19 protein-coding genes are annotated in these 17,778 nt (G+C 62.5%); 8 read left to right on the forward strand and 11 right to left on the reverse strand.

The features are described 5' to 3' along the window. From ilvC to Q8Q83_RS03685, 3 genes are all read right to left on the reverse strand, one after another. Positions 1-809, reverse strand: an 809-nt coding sequence (gene ilvC / locus Q8Q83_RS03675) for a ketol-acid reductoisomerase (RefSeq protein WP_305621217.1), incomplete at its 3' end; no start/stop codon positions are given. 41 nt (positions 810-850) lie between these two features. Continuing rightward, positions 851-1,342, reverse strand: a complete 492-nt coding sequence (ilvN, locus tag Q8Q83_RS03680) for an acetolactate synthase small subunit (RefSeq protein ID WP_305621219.1) — start codon at positions 1,340-1,342, stop codon at positions 851-853. A 2-nt stretch (positions 1,343-1,344) separates the two neighbouring features. Further along, complete coding sequence (locus Q8Q83_RS03685; protein WP_305621221.1) at positions 1,345-3,069, reverse strand: acetolactate synthase 3 large subunit; 1,725 nt, start codon at positions 3,067-3,069, stop codon at positions 1,345-1,347. 405 nt (positions 3,070-3,474) lie between these two features. Between Q8Q83_RS03685 and Q8Q83_RS03690 the strand changes: the two genes are divergently transcribed. After that, complete coding sequence (locus tag Q8Q83_RS03690) at positions 3,475-3,918, forward strand: DUF4124 domain-containing protein (protein WP_305621223.1); 444 nt, start codon at positions 3,475-3,477, stop codon at positions 3,916-3,918. Positions 3,919-3,934: 16 nt separating this feature from the next. On the opposite strand, the gene Q8Q83_RS03695 is transcribed toward Q8Q83_RS03690, so the two are convergent. From Q8Q83_RS03695 to mrcB, 3 genes are read right to left on the reverse strand one after another with little or no spacing between them, the layout of a single operon-like run. Next, positions 3,935-4,264, reverse strand: coding sequence for a YqcC family protein (locus Q8Q83_RS03695; RefSeq protein WP_305621225.1), 330 nt, complete (start codon positions 4,262-4,264; stop codon positions 3,935-3,937). Next, positions 4,264-4,950, reverse strand: a complete 687-nt coding sequence (locus tag Q8Q83_RS03700; RefSeq protein ID WP_305621228.1) for a M48 family metallopeptidase — start codon at positions 4,948-4,950, stop codon at positions 4,264-4,266. Before Q8Q83_RS03700 ends, Q8Q83_RS03695 begins: the two co-directional genes overlap by 1 nt. 16 nt (positions 4,951-4,966) lie before the next feature. Next, positions 4,967-7,285 (reverse strand): penicillin-binding protein 1B, encoded by a 2,319-nt coding sequence (mrcB, locus tag Q8Q83_RS03705; protein WP_305621230.1) that lies wholly within the window; start codon positions 7,283-7,285, stop codon positions 4,967-4,969. Between the two features lie 116 nt (positions 7,286-7,401). Between mrcB and Q8Q83_RS03710 the strand changes: the two genes are divergently transcribed. From Q8Q83_RS03710 to Q8Q83_RS03730, 5 genes are all read left to right on the forward strand, one after another. Next, on the forward strand, positions 7,402-8,964 hold the full coding sequence (locus Q8Q83_RS03710; protein ID WP_305621232.1) for a bifunctional aminoglycoside phosphotransferase/ATP-binding protein: 1,563 nt from the start codon (positions 7,402-7,404) through the stop codon (positions 8,962-8,964). 76 nt (positions 8,965-9,040) lie between these two features. Further along, positions 9,041-9,385 carry a pentapeptide repeat-containing protein gene (locus Q8Q83_RS03715; RefSeq protein ID WP_305621234.1) on the forward strand — a complete coding sequence of 115 codons (345 nt, stop codon included), beginning with the start codon at positions 9,041-9,043 and terminating at the stop codon, positions 9,383-9,385. A 2-nt stretch (positions 9,386-9,387) separates the two neighbouring features. Continuing rightward, positions 9,388-10,137, forward strand: coding sequence for a class I SAM-dependent methyltransferase (locus tag Q8Q83_RS03720; RefSeq protein WP_305621235.1), 750 nt, complete (start codon positions 9,388-9,390; stop codon positions 10,135-10,137). 40 nt (positions 10,138-10,177) lie between these two features. Beyond that, positions 10,178-10,450: a TfoX/Sxy family protein gene (locus Q8Q83_RS03725; RefSeq protein WP_305621237.1), complete on the forward strand. Its 273-nt coding sequence runs from the start codon at positions 10,178-10,180 to the stop codon at positions 10,448-10,450. A 106-nt stretch (positions 10,451-10,556) separates the two neighbouring features. After that, on the forward strand, positions 10,557-11,357 hold the full coding sequence (locus Q8Q83_RS03730) for a Crp/Fnr family transcriptional regulator (protein ID WP_305621239.1): 801 nt from the start codon (positions 10,557-10,559) through the stop codon (positions 11,355-11,357). Positions 11,358-11,633: 276 nt separating this feature from the next. On the opposite strand, the gene Q8Q83_RS03735 is transcribed toward Q8Q83_RS03730, so the two are convergent. Both Q8Q83_RS03735 and Q8Q83_RS03740 read right to left on the reverse strand, forming a co-directional pair. After that, complete coding sequence (locus tag Q8Q83_RS03735; RefSeq protein WP_305621241.1) at positions 11,634-12,041, reverse strand: ketosteroid isomerase-related protein; 408 nt, start codon at positions 12,039-12,041, stop codon at positions 11,634-11,636. A 59-nt stretch (positions 12,042-12,100) separates the two neighbouring features. Then, a complete protein-coding gene (locus Q8Q83_RS03740) occupies positions 12,101-13,006 on the reverse strand; it encodes a ChaN family lipoprotein (RefSeq protein WP_305621243.1) in 906 nt (301 codons plus the stop codon). Between the two features lie 196 nt (positions 13,007-13,202). Between Q8Q83_RS03740 and Q8Q83_RS03745 the strand changes: the two genes are divergently transcribed. Further along, complete coding sequence (locus Q8Q83_RS03745) at positions 13,203-13,529, forward strand: Rieske (2Fe-2S) protein (protein ID WP_305621244.1); 327 nt, start codon at positions 13,203-13,205, stop codon at positions 13,527-13,529. 33 nt (positions 13,530-13,562) lie between these two features. Here the strand turns inward: Q8Q83_RS03745 and Q8Q83_RS03750 are convergent, their stop codons facing one another. Further along, positions 13,563-14,453 carry a triacylglycerol lipase gene (locus Q8Q83_RS03750; protein ID WP_305621246.1) on the reverse strand — a complete coding sequence of 297 codons (891 nt, stop codon included), beginning with the start codon at positions 14,451-14,453 and terminating at the stop codon, positions 13,563-13,565. Positions 14,454-14,580: 127 nt separating this feature from the next. On the opposite strand from Q8Q83_RS03750, the gene Q8Q83_RS03755 reads away from it, so the two are divergent. Continuing rightward, complete coding sequence (locus tag Q8Q83_RS03755) at positions 14,581-15,303, forward strand: bifunctional 2-polyprenyl-6-hydroxyphenol methylase/3-demethylubiquinol 3-O-methyltransferase UbiG (RefSeq protein WP_305621247.1); 723 nt, start codon at positions 14,581-14,583, stop codon at positions 15,301-15,303. Between the two features lie 233 nt (positions 15,304-15,536). Here the strand turns inward: Q8Q83_RS03755 and Q8Q83_RS03760 are convergent, their stop codons facing one another. Beyond that, positions 15,537-16,613, reverse strand: coding sequence for a fatty acid desaturase (locus tag Q8Q83_RS03760; protein ID WP_305621248.1), 1,077 nt, complete (start codon positions 16,611-16,613; stop codon positions 15,537-15,539). A gap of 15 nt (positions 16,614-16,628) precedes the next feature. Beyond that, positions 16,629-17,744 (reverse strand): flavin reductase family protein, encoded by a 1,116-nt coding sequence (locus tag Q8Q83_RS03765; RefSeq protein ID WP_305621250.1) that lies wholly within the window; start codon positions 17,742-17,744, stop codon positions 16,629-16,631. Between the last annotated feature and the right edge of the window lie 34 nt (positions 17,745-17,778).

Here is a 17,778-nt window from a genome sequence, read left to right on the forward strand (position 1 = left end):
GATTCGGCGTTGATCACTTCCGGGCCGGTCACGTACTCGCCGTACTCGGCGTTGTTGGAGATCGAGTAGTTCATGTTGGCGATACCGCCTTCGTACATGAGGTCAACGATCAACTTCAGCTCGTGCAGGCACTCGAAGTAAGCCATTTCCGGCGCGTAACCCGCGTCGACCAGGGTTTCGAAGCCAGCCTTGACCAGTTCAACGCAACCACCGCAGAGAACAGCCTGCTCGCCGAACAGGTCGGTTTCGGTTTCGTCTTTGAAGGTGGTTTCGATGATGCCGGTACGGCCGCCACCAACGCCGGAGGCGTAGGACAGGGCAACGTTCTTGGCATTGCCGGAGGCGTCTTGGTAGATGGCGATCAGGTCGGGGATGCCGCCGCCCTTGACGAACTCGGAACGCACGGTGTGACCCGGAGCCTTAGGCGCAATCATGATCACGTCGAGGTCGGCGCGCGGCACTACTTGGTTGTAGTGAATGGCGAAACCGTGGGAGAAAGCCAGGATAGCGCCCTTCTTCAGGTTCGGCTCGACTTCGTCCTTGTACAACTTGGACTGGAACTCGTCCGGGGTCAGGATCATCACCAGGTCGGCAGCAGCAACGGCGGAAGCCACGTCAGTCACTTTCAGGCCGTGGGCTTCAGCCTTGGCGACGGTGGCGGAGCCTTTACGCAGACCGACAGTCACGTCAACACCGGAATCTTTCAGGTTGCACGCCTGGGCGTGGCCCTGGGAACCGTAACCGATGATGGCGACTTTCTTGCCCTGGATGATCGAGAGGTCACAGTCTTTGTCGTAATACACTTTCATGGAAATTCCCCTATTCGGCCCCTTGGGCCATTTCACAAAGGTTAGATGCTGTGTACTTTGTCGCCACGGGCGATGCCGGTGACGCCACTGCGTACGGTTTCCAGGATCGACGCGGTGCCGATCGCCTGAATAAAGCTGTCCAGCTTATCGCTGGTGCCGGCCAGCTGAATGGTATAGACGCTGGTGTTCACATCGACGATCTGCCCACGGAAGATATCGGTGGTGCGCTTGACCTCGGCGCGCTGGGCGCCAGTGGCCTTGACCTTGACCAGCATCAGCTCGCGCTCGACGTGAGCGCTTTCCGACAGGTCGACCAGCTTGACCACCTCGACCAGCTTGTTGAGGTTCTTGGTGATCTGCTCTATCACTTCATCGTGGCCCACAGTGGTCAGGGTCAGACGCGACAGGGTCGGGTCTTCGGTCGGGGCCACGGTCAGGCTTTCGATATTGTAGTTACGCTGCGAGAACAGACCGACCACGCGGGACAGTGCGCCGGGCTCGTTTTCCAGCAGCAGGGAAATAATGTGTCGCATGATTAGGTACGCTCCGTCTTGCTCAGCCACATATCGCGCATCGCACCGTCTTTGATCTGCATCGGGTAGACGTGCTCACTGGTATCAACCTGGATATCGAGGAACACCAGACGGTTTTTCAGGGCGAACGCCTCTTCCAGCTTCGGTTTCAGGTCTTTCAGCTCGGTGATGCGCATGCCGATATGGCCATAGGCCTCGGCCAGTTTGACGAAGTCAGGCAACGACTCCATGTAAGAGTGCGAGTGGCGGCTACCGTAGTTCATGTCCTGCCACTGACGGACCATGCCCAGCGCACCATTGTTCAGGTTGACGATCTTCACCGGCAGGTCGTACTGCAGGCAGGTCGACAGCTCCTGAATGTTCATCTGGATGCTGCCTTCACCGGTCACACAGGCGACGTCATCATCCGGAAAGTTCAACTTGACGCCCATGGCCGCGGGGAAGCCGAAGCCCATGGTGCCCAGGCCGCCGGAGTTGATCCAACGGTTAGGCTTGTTGAAGCGGTAGTACTGCGCCGCGAACATCTGATGCTGACCGACGTCGGAGGTGACGAAGGCATTGCCGTGGGTGACTTCGGACAGCGTCTCGATCACGGTCTGCGGCTTGATGATGCTGCCGTCACCCTGATCGTAAGGGAACATGATGCGACCGCCGCGCCATTCCTCGATCTGCTTCCACCAGCTCGACAGCGCCTCTTTATTGAGGTTCTCGCCGATCTCCTTGAGGATCGCGACCATCTCGGTCATCACGCTCTCGACCGGACCGACGATGGGGATGTCGGCCTTGATGGTCTTGGAGATGGAGGCCGGGTCGATATCGACGTGAATGATCTTGGCATTCGGGCAGAATTTGCTCGCGCCGTTGATCACCCGATCATCGAAGCGTGCGCCTACTGCGAGGATCACATCGGCGTGGTGCATGGCCAGGTTGGCGGTATAGCTGCCGTGCATGCCGAGCATGCCGAGGAACTGGCGATCGGTACCCGGATAGCCGCCCAAACCCATCAGGGTATTGGTCACCGGCAGGTTGAGCATCTGCGCCAGCTCGGTCAGCGGCGCCGCCGCACCGCCCATGATCACACCGCCGCCGGAGTAGACGATCGGCCGCTTGGCACTCAGCAGCAGTTCAGCCGCCTTGCGGATCTGCCCGGAATGACCGCGCAGCGCCGGGCTGTAGGAACGCAGCTTGACCTTCTTCGGATAGACGTATTCGAACTTCTCGGCCGGATTGGTCATGTCCTTCGGAATATCCACGACCACCGGGCCTGGACGGCCGGACTGCGCCAGATAGAAGGCTTTTTTCAGTACTTCCGGAATTTCCGAGGCGTGCTTGATCATAAAGCTATGCTTCACGATAGGCCGCGAGATACCGATCATGTCGGTTTCCTGGAAGGCATCGGTACCGACCATATTGCTCGGCACCTGGCCGGACAACACCACCATCGGGATGGAGTCCATATAGGCGGTGGCAATACCGGTGATGGCATTGGTCGCGCCAGGGCCGGAGGTCACCAGTACCACGCCGGCTTTACCGGTAGCACGGGCATAGCCGTCAGCCATATGGGTGGCCGCTTGTTCGTGACGAACCAGGATGTGATTGACTTCCGGTTCCTTGAACAGGGCATCGTAGATATGCAGCAGAGCACCGCCCGGGTACCCATAGATGTTCTTAACGCCTTCGTCGCGCAAAAAGCGGACGACCATTTCAGCGCCGGATAAAAGCTCCACGTTGTTCACCTCTAAAACGCCAGAAAACCGTCCACAGGAGGACGGCCTAAGATAGGTTTACTGCCAAGCAGAGCATGAGCGACGGTGGTCGCCGACTACGTCAGCTACTACTGAGCAAGTATTGGGAATTCCCCAAAGTGTTGCGGGGCTTTCCCACCCAGCGCGAGGTAACGCGTTGCGGGTGAAACAGGTCGGCGCGGGTGTGCACCTCATGTCTGCTGAGCTAAAGCCTGCTTGCGGCGGACTCCACTACAGCGAACGTGGAATTGTTCGGATTCGTAACGGCCAAGTCAAGTAATCCGTGATGTATTCTGCAATCTTCTGCTGTGACGCAGCGCAGGATGACGATTCAAGCATTTTGGTTATAGTAGTTAGCAGGTATCGCAGCTCACATAAGGAAACAGCATGCGCCGCATGATTATCACCAGTAGCTTGCTGCTCGCCATGAGCGCAACCGCTATGGCCAGCCAGGTGTACAAATGGGTAGACGCGCAAGGCGTCACCCATTTCAGCGCACAACCGCCGCAAGGCCAGCAAGCCACTAGCGTCAATACCTCCGTAGCACCGCCAAAGCCCGCGGAACCTGCGGAGCCAAAAGCCACACCGACCTTCGAAAGCATTGCCGACCCCGAGCAAGCGGCCATCGATGAGAAGGTCAAACAAGAAGTGGCCGCCAAAGAAGCCGAACGCAAGAAGTATTGCGAGGATGTGCGCACCAACCTGGCGCAACTGGAGAATAACCCGCGCCTGCGCACCGAGGTCGAGGGTGAAGTGCGCCGCCTAACCGAAGAAGAGCGCCAGCAACGCATCAGCGATGCCAAGAAGGCCATTACCGAAAACTGCAAGTGACCCCGCTCGGCGCGACTCAAGTCGCGCCAATGATCAACCGATCAAACTCCCCTAGCAGCTGGATCAGCCTTCTGGCTTTTTCAGCCTGGCCACCGTACACCTGCTCAGCCATGGGCTGAATGCCGGAAACCTTGGGTAGCGCCGCGCCGGTCTCCAGCAACTGTTTCATGCGCGGCAGAAAGATCCACTGCAGCCACTGCTCGAATGCCAGGGTATCCACGCAGAACGGCTGTTGGCTGGAGAGCGCTTGCGCACTGGGTGCCTGCGCCTCCCACCAACCCTGCACGCGTAACTCCCGCTCGATCAGCAGCAGCTGTTCGGCCACAAGCGGCACACGCGCATCCATCAGAGGCTGACTCGCGCCTGTTCGCGGGCCTGGGCGGCACCGACAGGATCGCCCTGACGCTCACGGGCCTGGGCGATCAGGTTCCACAGACTGGCCTGCAGCGCCGGACGGCCACTGGCGTAACTCAAACCGCGCCGGGCAAACTGCTCAGCCTGCGCCGCATCGCCTTGGGCCAAGCGCACCTCGGCCAGCCGATAGAGCACCTGCGGCTCACGCGGCGCAATGCGCTGAGCACGCTCCAGGCTGGAGGCTGCACCGTTCAAGTCGCCGCCACTCTGCTGTTGCTGGGCCGTGGTCAACAGGGCCAGAACCGGGCCATCCAGCTGCTCATCCAGGGCCAAACCACCACTGGGAGCCGGGGCCGGGGCCACATAGCCGCCTTGGCTCCCCGCGCCAGGCGCACTCCAGGGCTGACTGCCGCTGCTTTCAATCGGCGCGCTGCTCGCCGGAAAAGACTGAATCGGCGCGGAGCTCATACCCGCCCCCGGCACCATCACTACCACTCCGGAATCCTCCGGCAGACTCTGTGTCTGAGCCGACTGAGCGCCATAGCCGCCCTGCCCCGCTGGCTGCTGGCTAGACGCCGAGGAGCCCGCATCGACCACTGGAACCGAACCGCGGGGCACGCTGGCGCAACCGCCAAGCACGAGCGAAGCCGTTAACGCTGGAATCAACCACTTATTCACTGCACACCCTCTTCACTTAATCCAACCAGCCACGAACCCAATCCATCACCTCATCGACCGGCGCCTGAATCCCACAAGCCGCACCGGCAACAGGTTCGCTACCACGAATATACGGCATCTGCACGGCATTCGGACAACTCGGATCAGAACCCTGGCCGCTACTGGCATCGATCCAGGCCTGCACTATATTGTCGGGCACCGGCATATCCAGCGGCAGCGGATCGGCCTTGCGCATAAAGTCCGTCCACACCTGCAGGGCACCGGTCGCGCCGGTCAAGGGGGTCGGGCCATTGTCATCGCGACCGAGCCAGACTACCGCCAACACATCCTGACTAAAACCGGCAAACCAGCTGTCGCGCGAGTCGTTACTGGTACCCGTCTTCCCCGCCAGCGCCAGCGAACGCGGCAACTGGGTGTAAACCGAGCGCCCGGTGCCCTCGAGCATGGTGCGCTGCATGGCATTCTGCAGCAGGTAGATGGCCCCGCTATCGAAACGTTGCTGAATCTGGAACGGGTAACGCTTGAGCGGCTCGCCCTCGGCAGTCAGAACGTTGCGGATACCGCGCAACGGCGTGTTGAAGCCGCCATTGGCCAGGGTCTGGTACATATTGGCCACTTCCATCGGACTTAACGCCCCCGCCCCCAGCAGCATCGACGGGTAGGCCGGCCACTTGCGCTCGACGCCCAGCCGTTCGAGGGTTTGCAGCACCGTAGGCACGCCCAGCTCAAGGCCGAGCTTGGCCGTGGACAGGTTGTAGGAGTTGACCAGGCCCTGGTACAGATAAATCGTACCGTGGGCCTTGCGATCATAGTTTTGCGGCTTCCAGACCTGGCCATCCTGGCCCTTGATGGAGAAGGGTTGGTCTTCTAGCAAACTGGTCAGACTGTACTGGCTCGGGCGCTCCAGGGCGGTCAAGTAGATCGCCGGCTTGATCAGCGAGCCGATGGGCCGCACCGCATCCAGGGCCCGATTGAACCCGGCGAAACGCGGCTGGCGACTGCCGATCAGCGCCTGCACTTCGCCGCTTTCCGGATTGGTCACCACCATCCCCGCCTCGACCTCATCCACGCCCTTGCGCCCGGACAAGCGTTTCAGCGAGTCGGCCAAGGCGCTTTCGGCCTTGAGCTGCAGAATAGGATCGAAGCTGGTGAAGATCCGCAGCCCTTCTTCGGTCAGGTCTTGCTCCTGGTAGTCCTCGCGCAGCTGACGCTTGACCAGGTCCAGGAAGCCCGGGAACGAGCTGTCCGCCAAACTGCCGCGCGGCGTGACACCCAGCGGCTTCTGCTTGGCTGCCGCCACTTCCTCGACGCTGACCACGCCCTGCTCGGCCAGTACATCGAGTACCAGATTACGCCGCTCCAGGGCACGTTCGGGGTTGCGCCTGGGGTTGTAGAAGGTCGGCCCCTTGACCATACCGACCAGCAACGCCACCTGGTCGAGTTTCAGCTCGGATAACGGCTGACTGAAGAAATACTGGCTGGCCAGACCGAAGCCATGCACCGCGCGCTGACCGTCCTGACCGAGGAATACTTCATTGAGGTAGGCCTCGAGAATGTCTTCCTTCTTGTAATGCAGCTCCAGCAGCACCGCCATCATGGCCTCGGTGGCCTTGCGCGACAGGCTGCGCTCGTTAGTCAGGTAGAAGTTTTTCACCAGCTGCTGGGTCAGGGTGCTGCCACCCTGGCGCAGTTGCCCGGCCGTGGCGTTGATCCACACCGCACGGGCGATGCCCTTGGGCGACACGCCGAAGTGATGGAAGAACTCGCGGTCCTCGATCGCCACCAGGGTTTCCACCAGATAGGGCGGCACCTGCTCCAGCTTGATCAGCACCCGATCTTCCTGATGCGCCGGGTACAGCCCGCCGATCAACAACGGCTCCAGCCGCGCAACCGCCAGATTGCCGCCATTGGCCTGGGTCAGGCCCGCGACGTAATCGCCGGAAAAGCGCACCCGCACCCGTTGCGACGGCTCAGTGCTTTCATAGAACTGAAAGCCCCGCGAATGCAATTCGATGTTATTGCCGGCCACCGCTACCGCACCCGGCCCGGACACCGTACTTTCGTGGCGATAGCCCAGGGCATCCAGTTCCTTGAGGAAATCAGCCTTGGCCAGCTTCTGCCCGACGAACAGTTCCAGCGGCCGTGCGTAGACCTTGGCCGGCACAGTCCAGCGCTTGCCGGAGAACTTCTCCTGGACCACGGCATCGAGGTAAACCGCGAAGACAGCCAGCAGCACCAGGCCAACCAGGCCAAGCTTGATAAGCCAGCCCAACCAGGGACGGGTGCCGCCTGAGCGGCGTTTTGAACGGGGGCGAGAAGATCGGGTACGAGTCATGGCGCGGCATTATACGCACTTTGCCTGACGTCAGCAGGCCGGCGCAGCGGTTTGCAGACAGCCCTCAAGCGGCCATAATGGCCGCTCTTATTTAGTACAAACGCCAAGGATCGCTCGTGAGCCAAGCCCTGATCGCCGCATTGCAGAACCCGGCCCTCTATCCGCATCCGGTGGACGGATTCCAGGTCATCGAAACCCATATTTCCTGGGTGCTACTCACCGGCCCCTTCGCCTACAAGATCAAGAAAGCTGTCGATTTCGGCTTTCTCAACTTCACCGAGCTGAGCGCCCGCGAGCACTTCTGCCAGGAAGAGCTGCGCCTCAACCAGCGCCTGACCCAAGGCCTGTACCTCGAGGTACTGCCGATTGGCGGTAGCGCAAGTGCCCCGCAGCTGGGCGGTGCCGGCCCCGCCATCGAATACGCACTGAAGATGCGCCAGTTCCCGCAGAGCCAGCTGCTCAGCGCAGTGCAGGCCCGTGGCGAACTGAGCGAGGCGCATATCGACGCCCTGGCCAAGCAGATCGCCGATTTCCACGCCCAGACCCCGGCCGTGCCGACCAGCCACCCGCTGTGCTCGCCCGCCGCCATAGTCGCGCCGATGCGGCAGAACTTCGCGCAGATCCGCCCACTGTTGACTGACAGCGCCGACCTGCCGCAACTCGACGCCCTGGAAGCCTGGACCGAGGCCAGCTTCGCCCGCCTGGAGCCGCTACTGGCTGAACGCGCGGCCAACGGCTCGATCCGCGAATGCCATGGCGACATTCACCTGGGCAACGCCACCCTGCTGGATGACCAGGTGGTGCTGTTCGACTGCATCGAATTCAACGAGCCGTTCCGCCTGATCGACATCGCCTCGGACGCCGCCTTCCTCGCCATGGACCTGGAAGACCGTGGCCTCAAGGCCCATGCCTGGCGCTTCGTCAATGCCTGGCTGGAACACACTGGCGACTATGCGACGCTGGAACTGCTCAATTTCTATAAGGCCTACCGCGCCCTGGTACGCGCCAAGGTCGCGCTGTTCAGCCTGGCCCATCAGACCGATGCGGTGCAGAAAGCCGTGACCCTGCGCCAGTACCGCAACTACGCCAACCTGGCGGAGAGTTACAGCGCCATTCCGTCGCCCTTCCTGGCCATCACCCATGGCGTTTCCGCCGTCGGCAAGAGCCACGTGGCCATGCGCCTGGTCGAAGCCCTGGGCGCCATTCGCCTGCGCTCCGACGTCGAGCGCAAACGCCTGTTCGGCGAGCAGAAAGACGCCGATCTGGGCCAACTGAGTGCCGGCATCTACAGCCATGACGCCAGTGTGGCTACCTATCAGCGCCTGCACCAGCTGGCCGATGTCGCCCTGCATGCAGGCTTCCCGGTGGTGATAGACGCCACCTACCTCAAGCGGGCGCAACGCCAAGCCGCCTGCGACGTGGCCGAGGCCAGCGGCGTACCCTTTCTGATCCTCGACTGCGCCGCCCCCGAGGAAATCATCGCCGGCTGGCTGGAACAGCGCAAAGCCGCCGGCCTCGATCCTTCCGATGCAACCCTGGACGTGGTGCATGCCCAGCAGACCAGCCGCGAAGCGCTGAGCGACGAGGAGCTGACCCACAGCAAACGCGTGGACACCCATGAGAGTGCCAGCCTGGACAGCCTGATCGAGCGAATTCGTCAGCACCTGCCCGGACTCTAAGCACATTCGGCCAAGGCGCGAGCAGCCCGCGCCTTGGCTTCTATACTGGCGTTGAACCCTTCAGTGGAAACGCCCCATGAGCCAGCCGCGACAACTCGACAATCCGCTGTATCGCCTGATCCACGGCGAAAACATCTCCGCGTTCAACGCCCAGAAACCCAAGGGCGCCGAGGTCGATATGACCGACGGCGACTTTCGCGGCCTGGACTTGCGCGCGCTGGATGCCCAAGGCATCAACTTCACCAACGCCTACTTCCGCGGCACCGACCTGCGCGGCCTCGACCTGCGCAACAGCCGCCTGGAAGGCGCCAGCCTGGCGCACGCGCAGATTTCCGGCACCTACTTCCCGGTGGAGCTGAGCGCGGACGAAATTCTGATGTCGGTCAATTTCGGCACCCGCCTGCGCTATCGCAGCAAATAAGCATGAGCGACGTCGCCCAACTCTTTGGTGCCCGCGCGGGCGCCTACGCCAGCTTTCGCCCGCACTACCCCGATGCCTTGTTCGCCTGGCTGGCGGCCAACAGCCCTGGGCGGCAACGCGCGCTGGATATCGCCTGCGGTAGCGGCCAGGCCAGCCGGCCACTGCGCCAGCATTTCGCCCAAGTGCTGGCCTGCGATGCCAGCATCGAGCAACTTCGCGCCGCCACAGACCTCGCCGGCATCGAGCTGTTCGTCGCCAACGCCGAGGCCCAGCCGCTGGCCAGCGCCAGCCTCGACCTGATAGTGGTGGCGCAAGCCCTGCACTGGTTCGCCACCCCGGCATTCTTCAGTGAAGCCGCGCGCCTGCTCAAACCCGGCGGCCTGTTCTGCGCCTGGTGTTACGGCCTGCTGCGCATCGACAGCCCGGTGGACGCGCTGATCGACCCGTTCTACTGGAACACCCTGGGCGGCTACTGGCCAGCAGGCCGGGCCAGTGTCGATGCGGGTTACCGAGATATAGCCAACCCCTTTACCCAGGTCAGCCCACCCGCCTGCGCCATCGAGACGACGTGGCAGCTCGACCAGCTACTGGGCTATCTGCGCACCTGGTCGGCAGTCCAGCGCTACGAGCAACAAAATGGGCACGACCCGGTGCGCCAATTGCGGCCGGCCCTGCGCCAGGCCTGGGGCGATGCCAATCGGCCACGCTTTGTCCACTGGCCGCTACACTTCCTGGCAGGCACTCCGCATTGACTCCATTAGGCATCACCGGCCAGCAGCGCAAGGAGGCTTGATGAAGGACGAGTTACAACATATGAAGAATCTCGGAAAAACCTCAGCCCAATGGCTGCACGCCGCCGGCATCCACAGTGCCAACGATCTGCGCCGGCTAGGCGCCGTCAGCGCCTACCGGGCCGTGCGCGCCCGGGGTTTCAGGGTATCCAAGGTATTGCTGTATGCCATCGAAGGGGCGCTGCTGGATGTGCATTGGAATGAGCTGCCGCCGGCGCACAAGGCCGCATTGAATGGCCAACTCAATGAAGGCGTGCGACACAATAAGAGCTAGCTCACAACCTCCAGCGACAATGATTTACCTGGGGGGCGCTGCCACCTATTGTTTTAGGGACGTTCGTGGGTTTTAGTATGCCCAGCCAGTTCAAGGAAATTCGCTCATGTATTTACTCGGGGAGCAACCGGCTTACGCCGATCAGCTGATCAACCGACTGCAAAGCATCCCCACCCAGCTGCTGGATGGGCTCGCCCCCATAGGTGCGCCCCTGCAACTGGAGCGGGTCGACGATCTGGCCGAAGTGCTTCCGGGCAATCAGTTGTTCATCATTGAAAATGGCCTGCTGCATGCCGTGGTCGACGAACGTCCCTTGTTCTACCTGCAGGAAGGCGATCTGGTCGGCCTGCGCCAGGGCTTGGAGATGCCCAGCTGCCGCTACAGCAGCGAAGAGCACCTGAGCCTGATTCCCTATTCACGCAGCGAAGTGTTCAAGCACATCTACGCCAGCGAGCAACGCCAGGAACTCTTTATCCAGTACCTGATCGGCCACACCGCCCTGCTTTCCGACGCCCTGGCGCGCCTGAAGCAGCCGGAAATTCGCCCCTCCACCGGCTTCCAGCACTTTGCCGCGGGGGAAGAGCTGATCCACCAGGGTGATATCGCCGACAACGTCTTTATCATTATCGAAGGCCACGCCGAAGCCTATGTCGACGGGCACAAGGTCGGCGACGTGCAGAAAGACGAGATTTTCGGCGCCATGGCCGTGTTCACCCGGGAGAGACGCAGCGCCACCGTGCTGGCCAGCGAACCCTGCACGGTGATGGTGATACCCAAGGAGCAGTTCCTCAGCCTGATGCAAAGCAACCCACGGATTGCCCACAGCCTGATCGAGAGCATGGCCAAACGCATCGACCTGCTGAACAAGGAAGTCACCCAACTGCGCTTCCCCAGCGAAGCTTCCTGAGCGAGCCGCAGGCCGCACAACGAACCCGACCTCGCGTCGGGTTCGCTTTTTCAGGGGTTGCCCGGCCATTTCCCGCACGGTTGAGAAAGTTTAACAAGACCGTTGACATGGAAATGAGAATTGTTATTATTAGCGCAACTGATCGCGAGATCAGCCGATAAGCTTAAGAGACCTTACAGTCGGCCTCTTCAGATTATCTCCTCATCAGGCTAATCACGGTTATTGACCCGGCTTTTGCCGGGTCTTTTTTTGCCGGTAGAAAAGGCTCGCTGGCTGTCAGTAATCCACCTGGGCCAACCAGTCCGGCAGGTTGAAGTGCTGGCTCACCCGGCAAATCTTGCCGTCGTGAATCTCGAAGAAGGTCGCGGCATTGAGCCGGTAAGACTGGCCGCAAGCATCCGGCAGACCATCGTCGGTGGCCAGGTATTCGCCACTCAGGGTGAATTCGCAGGCGGCCCGCCGTCCGCTCGACTCGGTAAGAATCTGCAGATCATCCAGGCTTTCCCGGTAGCAACGCTGCATGCGCTGCAGATACTCGGCAAAGGCCTGCAGACCCTGCTCGCGGGGGCCCTGATTGATATCCAGCAATACATCGTCGCTGAGCAGCGCCAGGCAGGCTCGGCTGTCGCGGTCGTTAAGGGCATTGAAGTAGCGGGTCAGCAGCTCGTGAGCAAGGGCGGGCATGGCGCGATCTCCTGGTGAGAAAACCCGCAGACTACCCCGCCAGCCGCTGGCAAATCGGGCTAGGGTCGCAGTTTTGCGCAGTGGTCCTGCGCAGGTTGCGCCGGCGTGTACCAGAGGTAATCGGCGGCGTGGGCATCGACCGGCTCGCCCAGCTCGGCCAGTAGCAGCACCTGGGTACCCGCCGCCGCGCCCAGATCGGCCAGATGCAGCGGTACGCCGAGGTCGCGGCGCACATGAAAGGCGCCGGCAAGCAACAGGCTGGGTTCGGGCGCCGCCAGCATGGCCTCGGCCATCCGCCGGTCGCGCTGCTGCTGCACCGCCAGCATGGCCGGCAGCTGGCTTTCCGACAGCAAATTGCAATGGGACTGGCGAATCTGCGCCAGCAAGGCCGCGCGCACCGGCTCTGCGGCGGCCAGCCCCTTAAGCTTTGGTACCTGGATATAGATCCGCCCGATCTCGGCGCGCTCAAGATTGGCCGCCAGCACGGGATAAGGCTGGCGCAAGGCATACTGCACCAGCGGCCCATACAGCGACCAAGCCCAACCGCGCTGCCAGGCCAGCTCAGCGAGAAGATCCTGCGGTAGCTGACCGGCGGCCATGGCTGCGCGCAGCCGATCGACCCCGGCCTGCTGGTCGGGGTTGAGCATTTCCAGCAGCAGGCTGCCCTGCCCTCGCTGCGTGGCCAAGGCGCGCAGCAACCAGAGTTGCAGGGCATGCTGATCCGGGTTGTCATGCCGCTCGCCGACCAACACCCGCGGCGCCTTGGCCAAGCGCTCGACCAGCTGCGCCGGCGTCAGCACAGCCCCAGTACGCAACTCGATAATCCGTCCCAGCTCGGCCTGTTCCAGTCCCACGGGGCTTTGCCAGGCGGGCAACGCCGGCAAGGACGCATGACAGCCACAGAGCAGCGCCAGCAGCAGGCTCAGCGCGACAAACAGTGAGCGCGGTCGAATAACGGGATTCATGGCGTGGACTTAGCTTCGGCAACCAGGGTTTGCCTGGCAGGATAAAAGGCGGCGGACAAGGCCGCCAGCCCAACGCATAAGCCCGCCCAGTAGAGCCGCGCCAAACCGGACTAAACCACGTCCGGCACCGCCGGTAGGACTGCCCTTCCACTTCTGTGGCAGAACGGGATAATGCCCACCTGTTGTGGAGATGCCTATGTTGCGTTTATGTGCGCCGGATGAGTTGGCCGAAGGCCAGAGCCGGGGCTTTGAAATAGCCGGTGACAAGCTGTTTGCCGTGCGCAGGGACGGCCAGTGCTATGCCTACCGCAACCGCTGTCCGCACCGCGGCATCCCCCTGGAATGGTTGCCGGACCAGTTTCTCGATCACAGCGCCAGCCTGATCCAGTGCGCCACCCACGGCGCGCTGTTTCTGATCGAGTCGGGCGAATGCGTGGCCGGCCCCTGCGCCGGGCAAGCGCTGCAGATGCTGAGCACTCGCGAAGATGCCGACGGGCTGTGGGTCAGCCTGACCAGCGAGTAAGTCGGCGATTGACCAGAGCCTAGGCTCAGCACCTCAGAGGCCGGCCGCCTGCAAGCGCTGCGCATGTTCGACAAACAACCTGACCGGATCGGCCCCCTTGCCGACCAGGCCGAAGGTCTGATTGACGATGTCGAAGTGATCCAGCGGGTAGCTATCGCCGATCACAGTGCCCAGGTGCGAGCTATAGCGCCCGACCATACCGTCGCACTGCCCCGCCTCGCGGCGAAAGGTACGGGCGAACAGGCGGCAGGCGACATTCGGCCCGTCGAAGCGGTTGCCGTCTTTATCGGTGATACCGGCCTGCAAGGTGCCGGACCAGGAGTAGTAGCGCACGCCAGCCACCTCGGCCGCGCCCTCGCCGCCCCAACTCTCGGGTAGCCCTTGCGGGTACTGCGCATTGAAGGCGGCAACACCCGCGCTGGTCAGCGACTGCTGCGCGGCCGCCACATCCATCGGCAGGGGCGGGCCTGTATAGCCACGTTCCAGCCAGGCCATGCAGCGGGCCACGGCACGCAGCAAGAAGGCCAGCAGTCGCTCGCGCAGGCTGCCGTGGGGTGCCTTGCGCTGGAGGAAATCGGCCAGCTCCGAGCCATGGTTGGGGCCGGCCACCGAGGTGACCGAAGCCACCCACTCGGGCCTGAGCGCCGCGACGTAACGGGCGGTCAACGCACCCTGGCTATGGCCGATCAGATGCACCTTCTCGGCCCCGGTCTGCTGCAAGATTTCGCCGATGCGCAGCAGCAACTGCTCGCCGCGCACCTCGCTGGAATGCACCGACGACACCAGCACCGGAAACACCCTGGCACCGAGCCGGCGCAAGGCGCTGACTATGCCGTACCAGTAGGGATAACCGAGCAGGCTGATAAAGCCGAGCAAACCCGGCACCAACACCAGGGGATAACGGGGCGCAGCGGAAGACGACATAGGCCAGCATCCTGGTTACAGAAAGTGCGATTAGTGAGTGCGGTTAAACAAGCAGTCCAAGCGCCAAGAGTGGGCAAGGTGCACGGCCTGTCTTATAGTCCAGGCCCCACCCTGCGCTGCTGTGACCATGCACACCATAGAACGGATATACCCCAAGGATCTCGATCCGCTCAGTCAGGATGACCAACACAGCCTGCGCATCCATATGCAACGTTACGAGTTCGCCGCCGCGCACCTGAGCGGCCAGCGCGTGCTCGACATGGCCTGCGGCTGTGGCTACGGCACCGCCCTGTTGGCCGAACGCAACCCGCAGATGCAGGTGCTGGGCGTGGATATAGACCCCGACGCCATCGCCTATGCGCAGCAGCATTACCGGCTGCCCAACCTGAGCTATCGGTGCGCCGATGCCGAGCAGTTCGCCAGCGAGTGCGGCTTCGACTGCATCGTCAGCCTGGAAACCATCGAACACCTGCCGCGCCCGCAACAACTGCTGGCCAACTATACGCGGCTGCTGGCCGTGGGCGGCAAGGTGATCGCCTCGGTACCCATCACCCCGACCCTGGATGGCAACCCCCACCACCTGCACGATTTCAGCCGGCGCAGCTTCCATGCGCTGTTTCGCCAGCAGGGTCTGCACGCCCAGCAGCAGCTGGAGCAGATTCAGTGGTGGCAGTGCAAAGCCTTGTTCTCCAAGCAGGCCGATCGGCACAAGCAGCACCGCTCGGCAGGCGTCGGCAACGCCGTGCTGCAGTACTACCGGCGCCACCCGCTGTACCTGTTCAGTCGCCTGTATTCAATGCTGCGTTACGGTTTCAGCAACCGTTATCTAACCTGCGTATTCAGCAAATAACCGCATCTAGCAGGCTGTTGAAACGTAGGCGAGGCAGCCGAGACAAGGCGCTACGTTAGTAACAGCCTCCGGCTGGTCAAAACGGCGAGGAAGCGGAGTTTACGTGCAGTAAATGAGAATGACTCGCTTCGCTCGCCCTGCGGGCCGCGCTAAAGCGCGTTAGCCGCAAGCGGCTTGCCGAGCCTGTTTTTAACGCCCTTTTCTTTTATCCAGAGGGGCAACGCAGGTAGTTTTCAACAGGTTGCTAGCGGGGCGCGGCGATAGATCCAGATACGCCTAAGCACGGTGGCGAACTGGCGCCACAGGCTGCCGCAGTTGTAGACCTGGCCGTAACGTGCGGCGATCTCGCGCACCTCCACGGCCAGGGCCGCATAACGGCGGGCCGGCAGGTCGGGAAACAGGTGATGCTCGATCTGGTGGCTGAGGTTGCCGGTGAGAATATGCAATAGCGGCCCGCCGCTAAGGTTGCTGGAGCCGCGTAGCTGACGCAGGTACCAATGGCCGCGACTCTCGCCCAGCACCGACTCCTTGCTGAACACCGCGGCCTGCTCGGTAAAGTGGCCGCAGAAGATCACCACAAAGGTCCATAGATTGCGCAGCAAATTGGCCAGCACATTGCCGGCCAGCACCGCCAGGGCGTTGGCGCCGAGCAGCAACGCCAGCAACGGGAAGAACAGATAGTCCTTGCCCCACTGGCGCAGCACCTTGGCGTTGAACTGCTTGAGCAAGGGTGCCACCTCGGCGCGGCTGAGTTTGCCCTTGTAGACCTTGTCCAGACGCAGGTGCTGGATCGCTATCGAGTACTGGAACAGCACGGCCTGAATCGTCACCCACAGCGGCTGCCAACGGTAGAAGGGCTTCCAGCGCTGTTCGGGAAACAACCGCACCAGGCCGTAACCGACGTCGTCGTCCATGCCCAGCACATTGGTCCAGGTGTGGTGCACATGGTTGTGGGTATGCCGCCAGAAGTCGCCGGGCCCGGCTATATCCCACTCGTAGCTGCGCCCGGCAAACTCCGGGTCGTTCATCCAGTCGTACTGGCCGTGCATCACGTTATGCCCCAGCTCCATGTTTTCCAGAATCTTACCCAACCCCAGCAGCGCGCTGCCGAGCAGCCAGGTCGGCGGCAACCAGCCGAGCATCAGCAGCGCCCGCCCGCTCCAGCAGCAGAAGCGCACGGCGGCGCGGATACGGCGGATATAGCGCGCATCGGCTTCGCCCAGATCGGCTAGCGTGCGCTGACGCAAGGCGTCCAGCTCGTGGCCAAAAGCATCCAGTTCCTCGACAGACAATTCGCGATCGCTACGCATGGGCTTTCCTCGGAATTAGAGATCGATCTCAACATCGCCATGGGGCGCGCTGACGCATAGGCGAATTGGCTGCCCCGGCTCGCTGAACAGCGCACCGGAGCGCAGATCGCGCACCACGCCGCTGAGCAGGGTGCAGGTGCAACTGGCGCAGATACCCTGGCGGCAACCATGGGCCGGTTTCAGCCCCAGGGCTTCGGCCTGCTCCAGCAGGCTGCGCTGGTTATCCGCCTGGGCAACCTGACGGCTGCGGGCAAAGCCCAGGCGCACCGAGCGCAGGCTGATATCGGCGCTGAGCGCCGGCGGGGTAAAGGCTTCCACCTGCAGCTCGCCGTGCCCCCCGGCGCCCTGCCACCACTGCTGCACCTGCCCGACAAAACCGGCCGGGCCGCAACTGAGCACTGCGCGCTGACTCAAGTCGGCCACGGCTTGCAGATGCTCGGCACGGAAACGGCCCTGCAGTTCGGTATCAACCGCGTCTGCGCCGGTCAAAGCCCAACGCACCTGCAGGTTGCTGTACTGCCCCTGCAAGGCCTGCAGCTCGGCGACAAAGGCGCGCTGGCCCTGCTCGCGCACGTAATGCAGCAGGCTGATGGGCGCGCTGCAGCCCTGGGCCAGGGCCGCGCGCAGCAAGCCCAGCAGCGGCGTGATACCGCTACCGGCGGCCAGTAGCAGCACGCCCTGAGCGGCCGCTGGCCAACACAACTGACCATGGACCGGGCCCAGCTCCAGCAGCTCGCCCACTGCCAATTGCTCCAGCAGATAGGGCGAAACCCGCCCACCCGGCTGGCGCTTGATCGCAATCTCCAGGCTGCCGTCCGCATGGAGTGCGGTCAGGCTATAGCTGCGGCTTAGGCGCACGCCATTGCGCTGCAGATAGAGCTGCAGATGCTGACCCGGCTGCGCGCCGCGCCAATTGCCGTTGGGCCGCAAGCACAGCGCCAGCATGTCGTCGGCGACCCACTGCCGCGCCACCACCCGCGCCATCACCCGATTCAGGCGCAGGGCCGGATGCAACAACGCCAACCAGGTATCGACATCGCTCTCGCGCAGCCAGCCACGCGCCACCAAGCCACGCAAGGGCCGCAGCCACAGCGAGAGTCCACGCATCCAAGCAAAAGGCATCAGGGCCATAACAGTCACTCCAGTGAACAACCGTTCACCAGAC

The organism is Pseudomonas sp., assembly GCF_030696055.1.
Lineage (GTDB): Bacteria > Pseudomonadota > Gammaproteobacteria > Pseudomonadales > Pseudomonadaceae > Aquipseudomonas.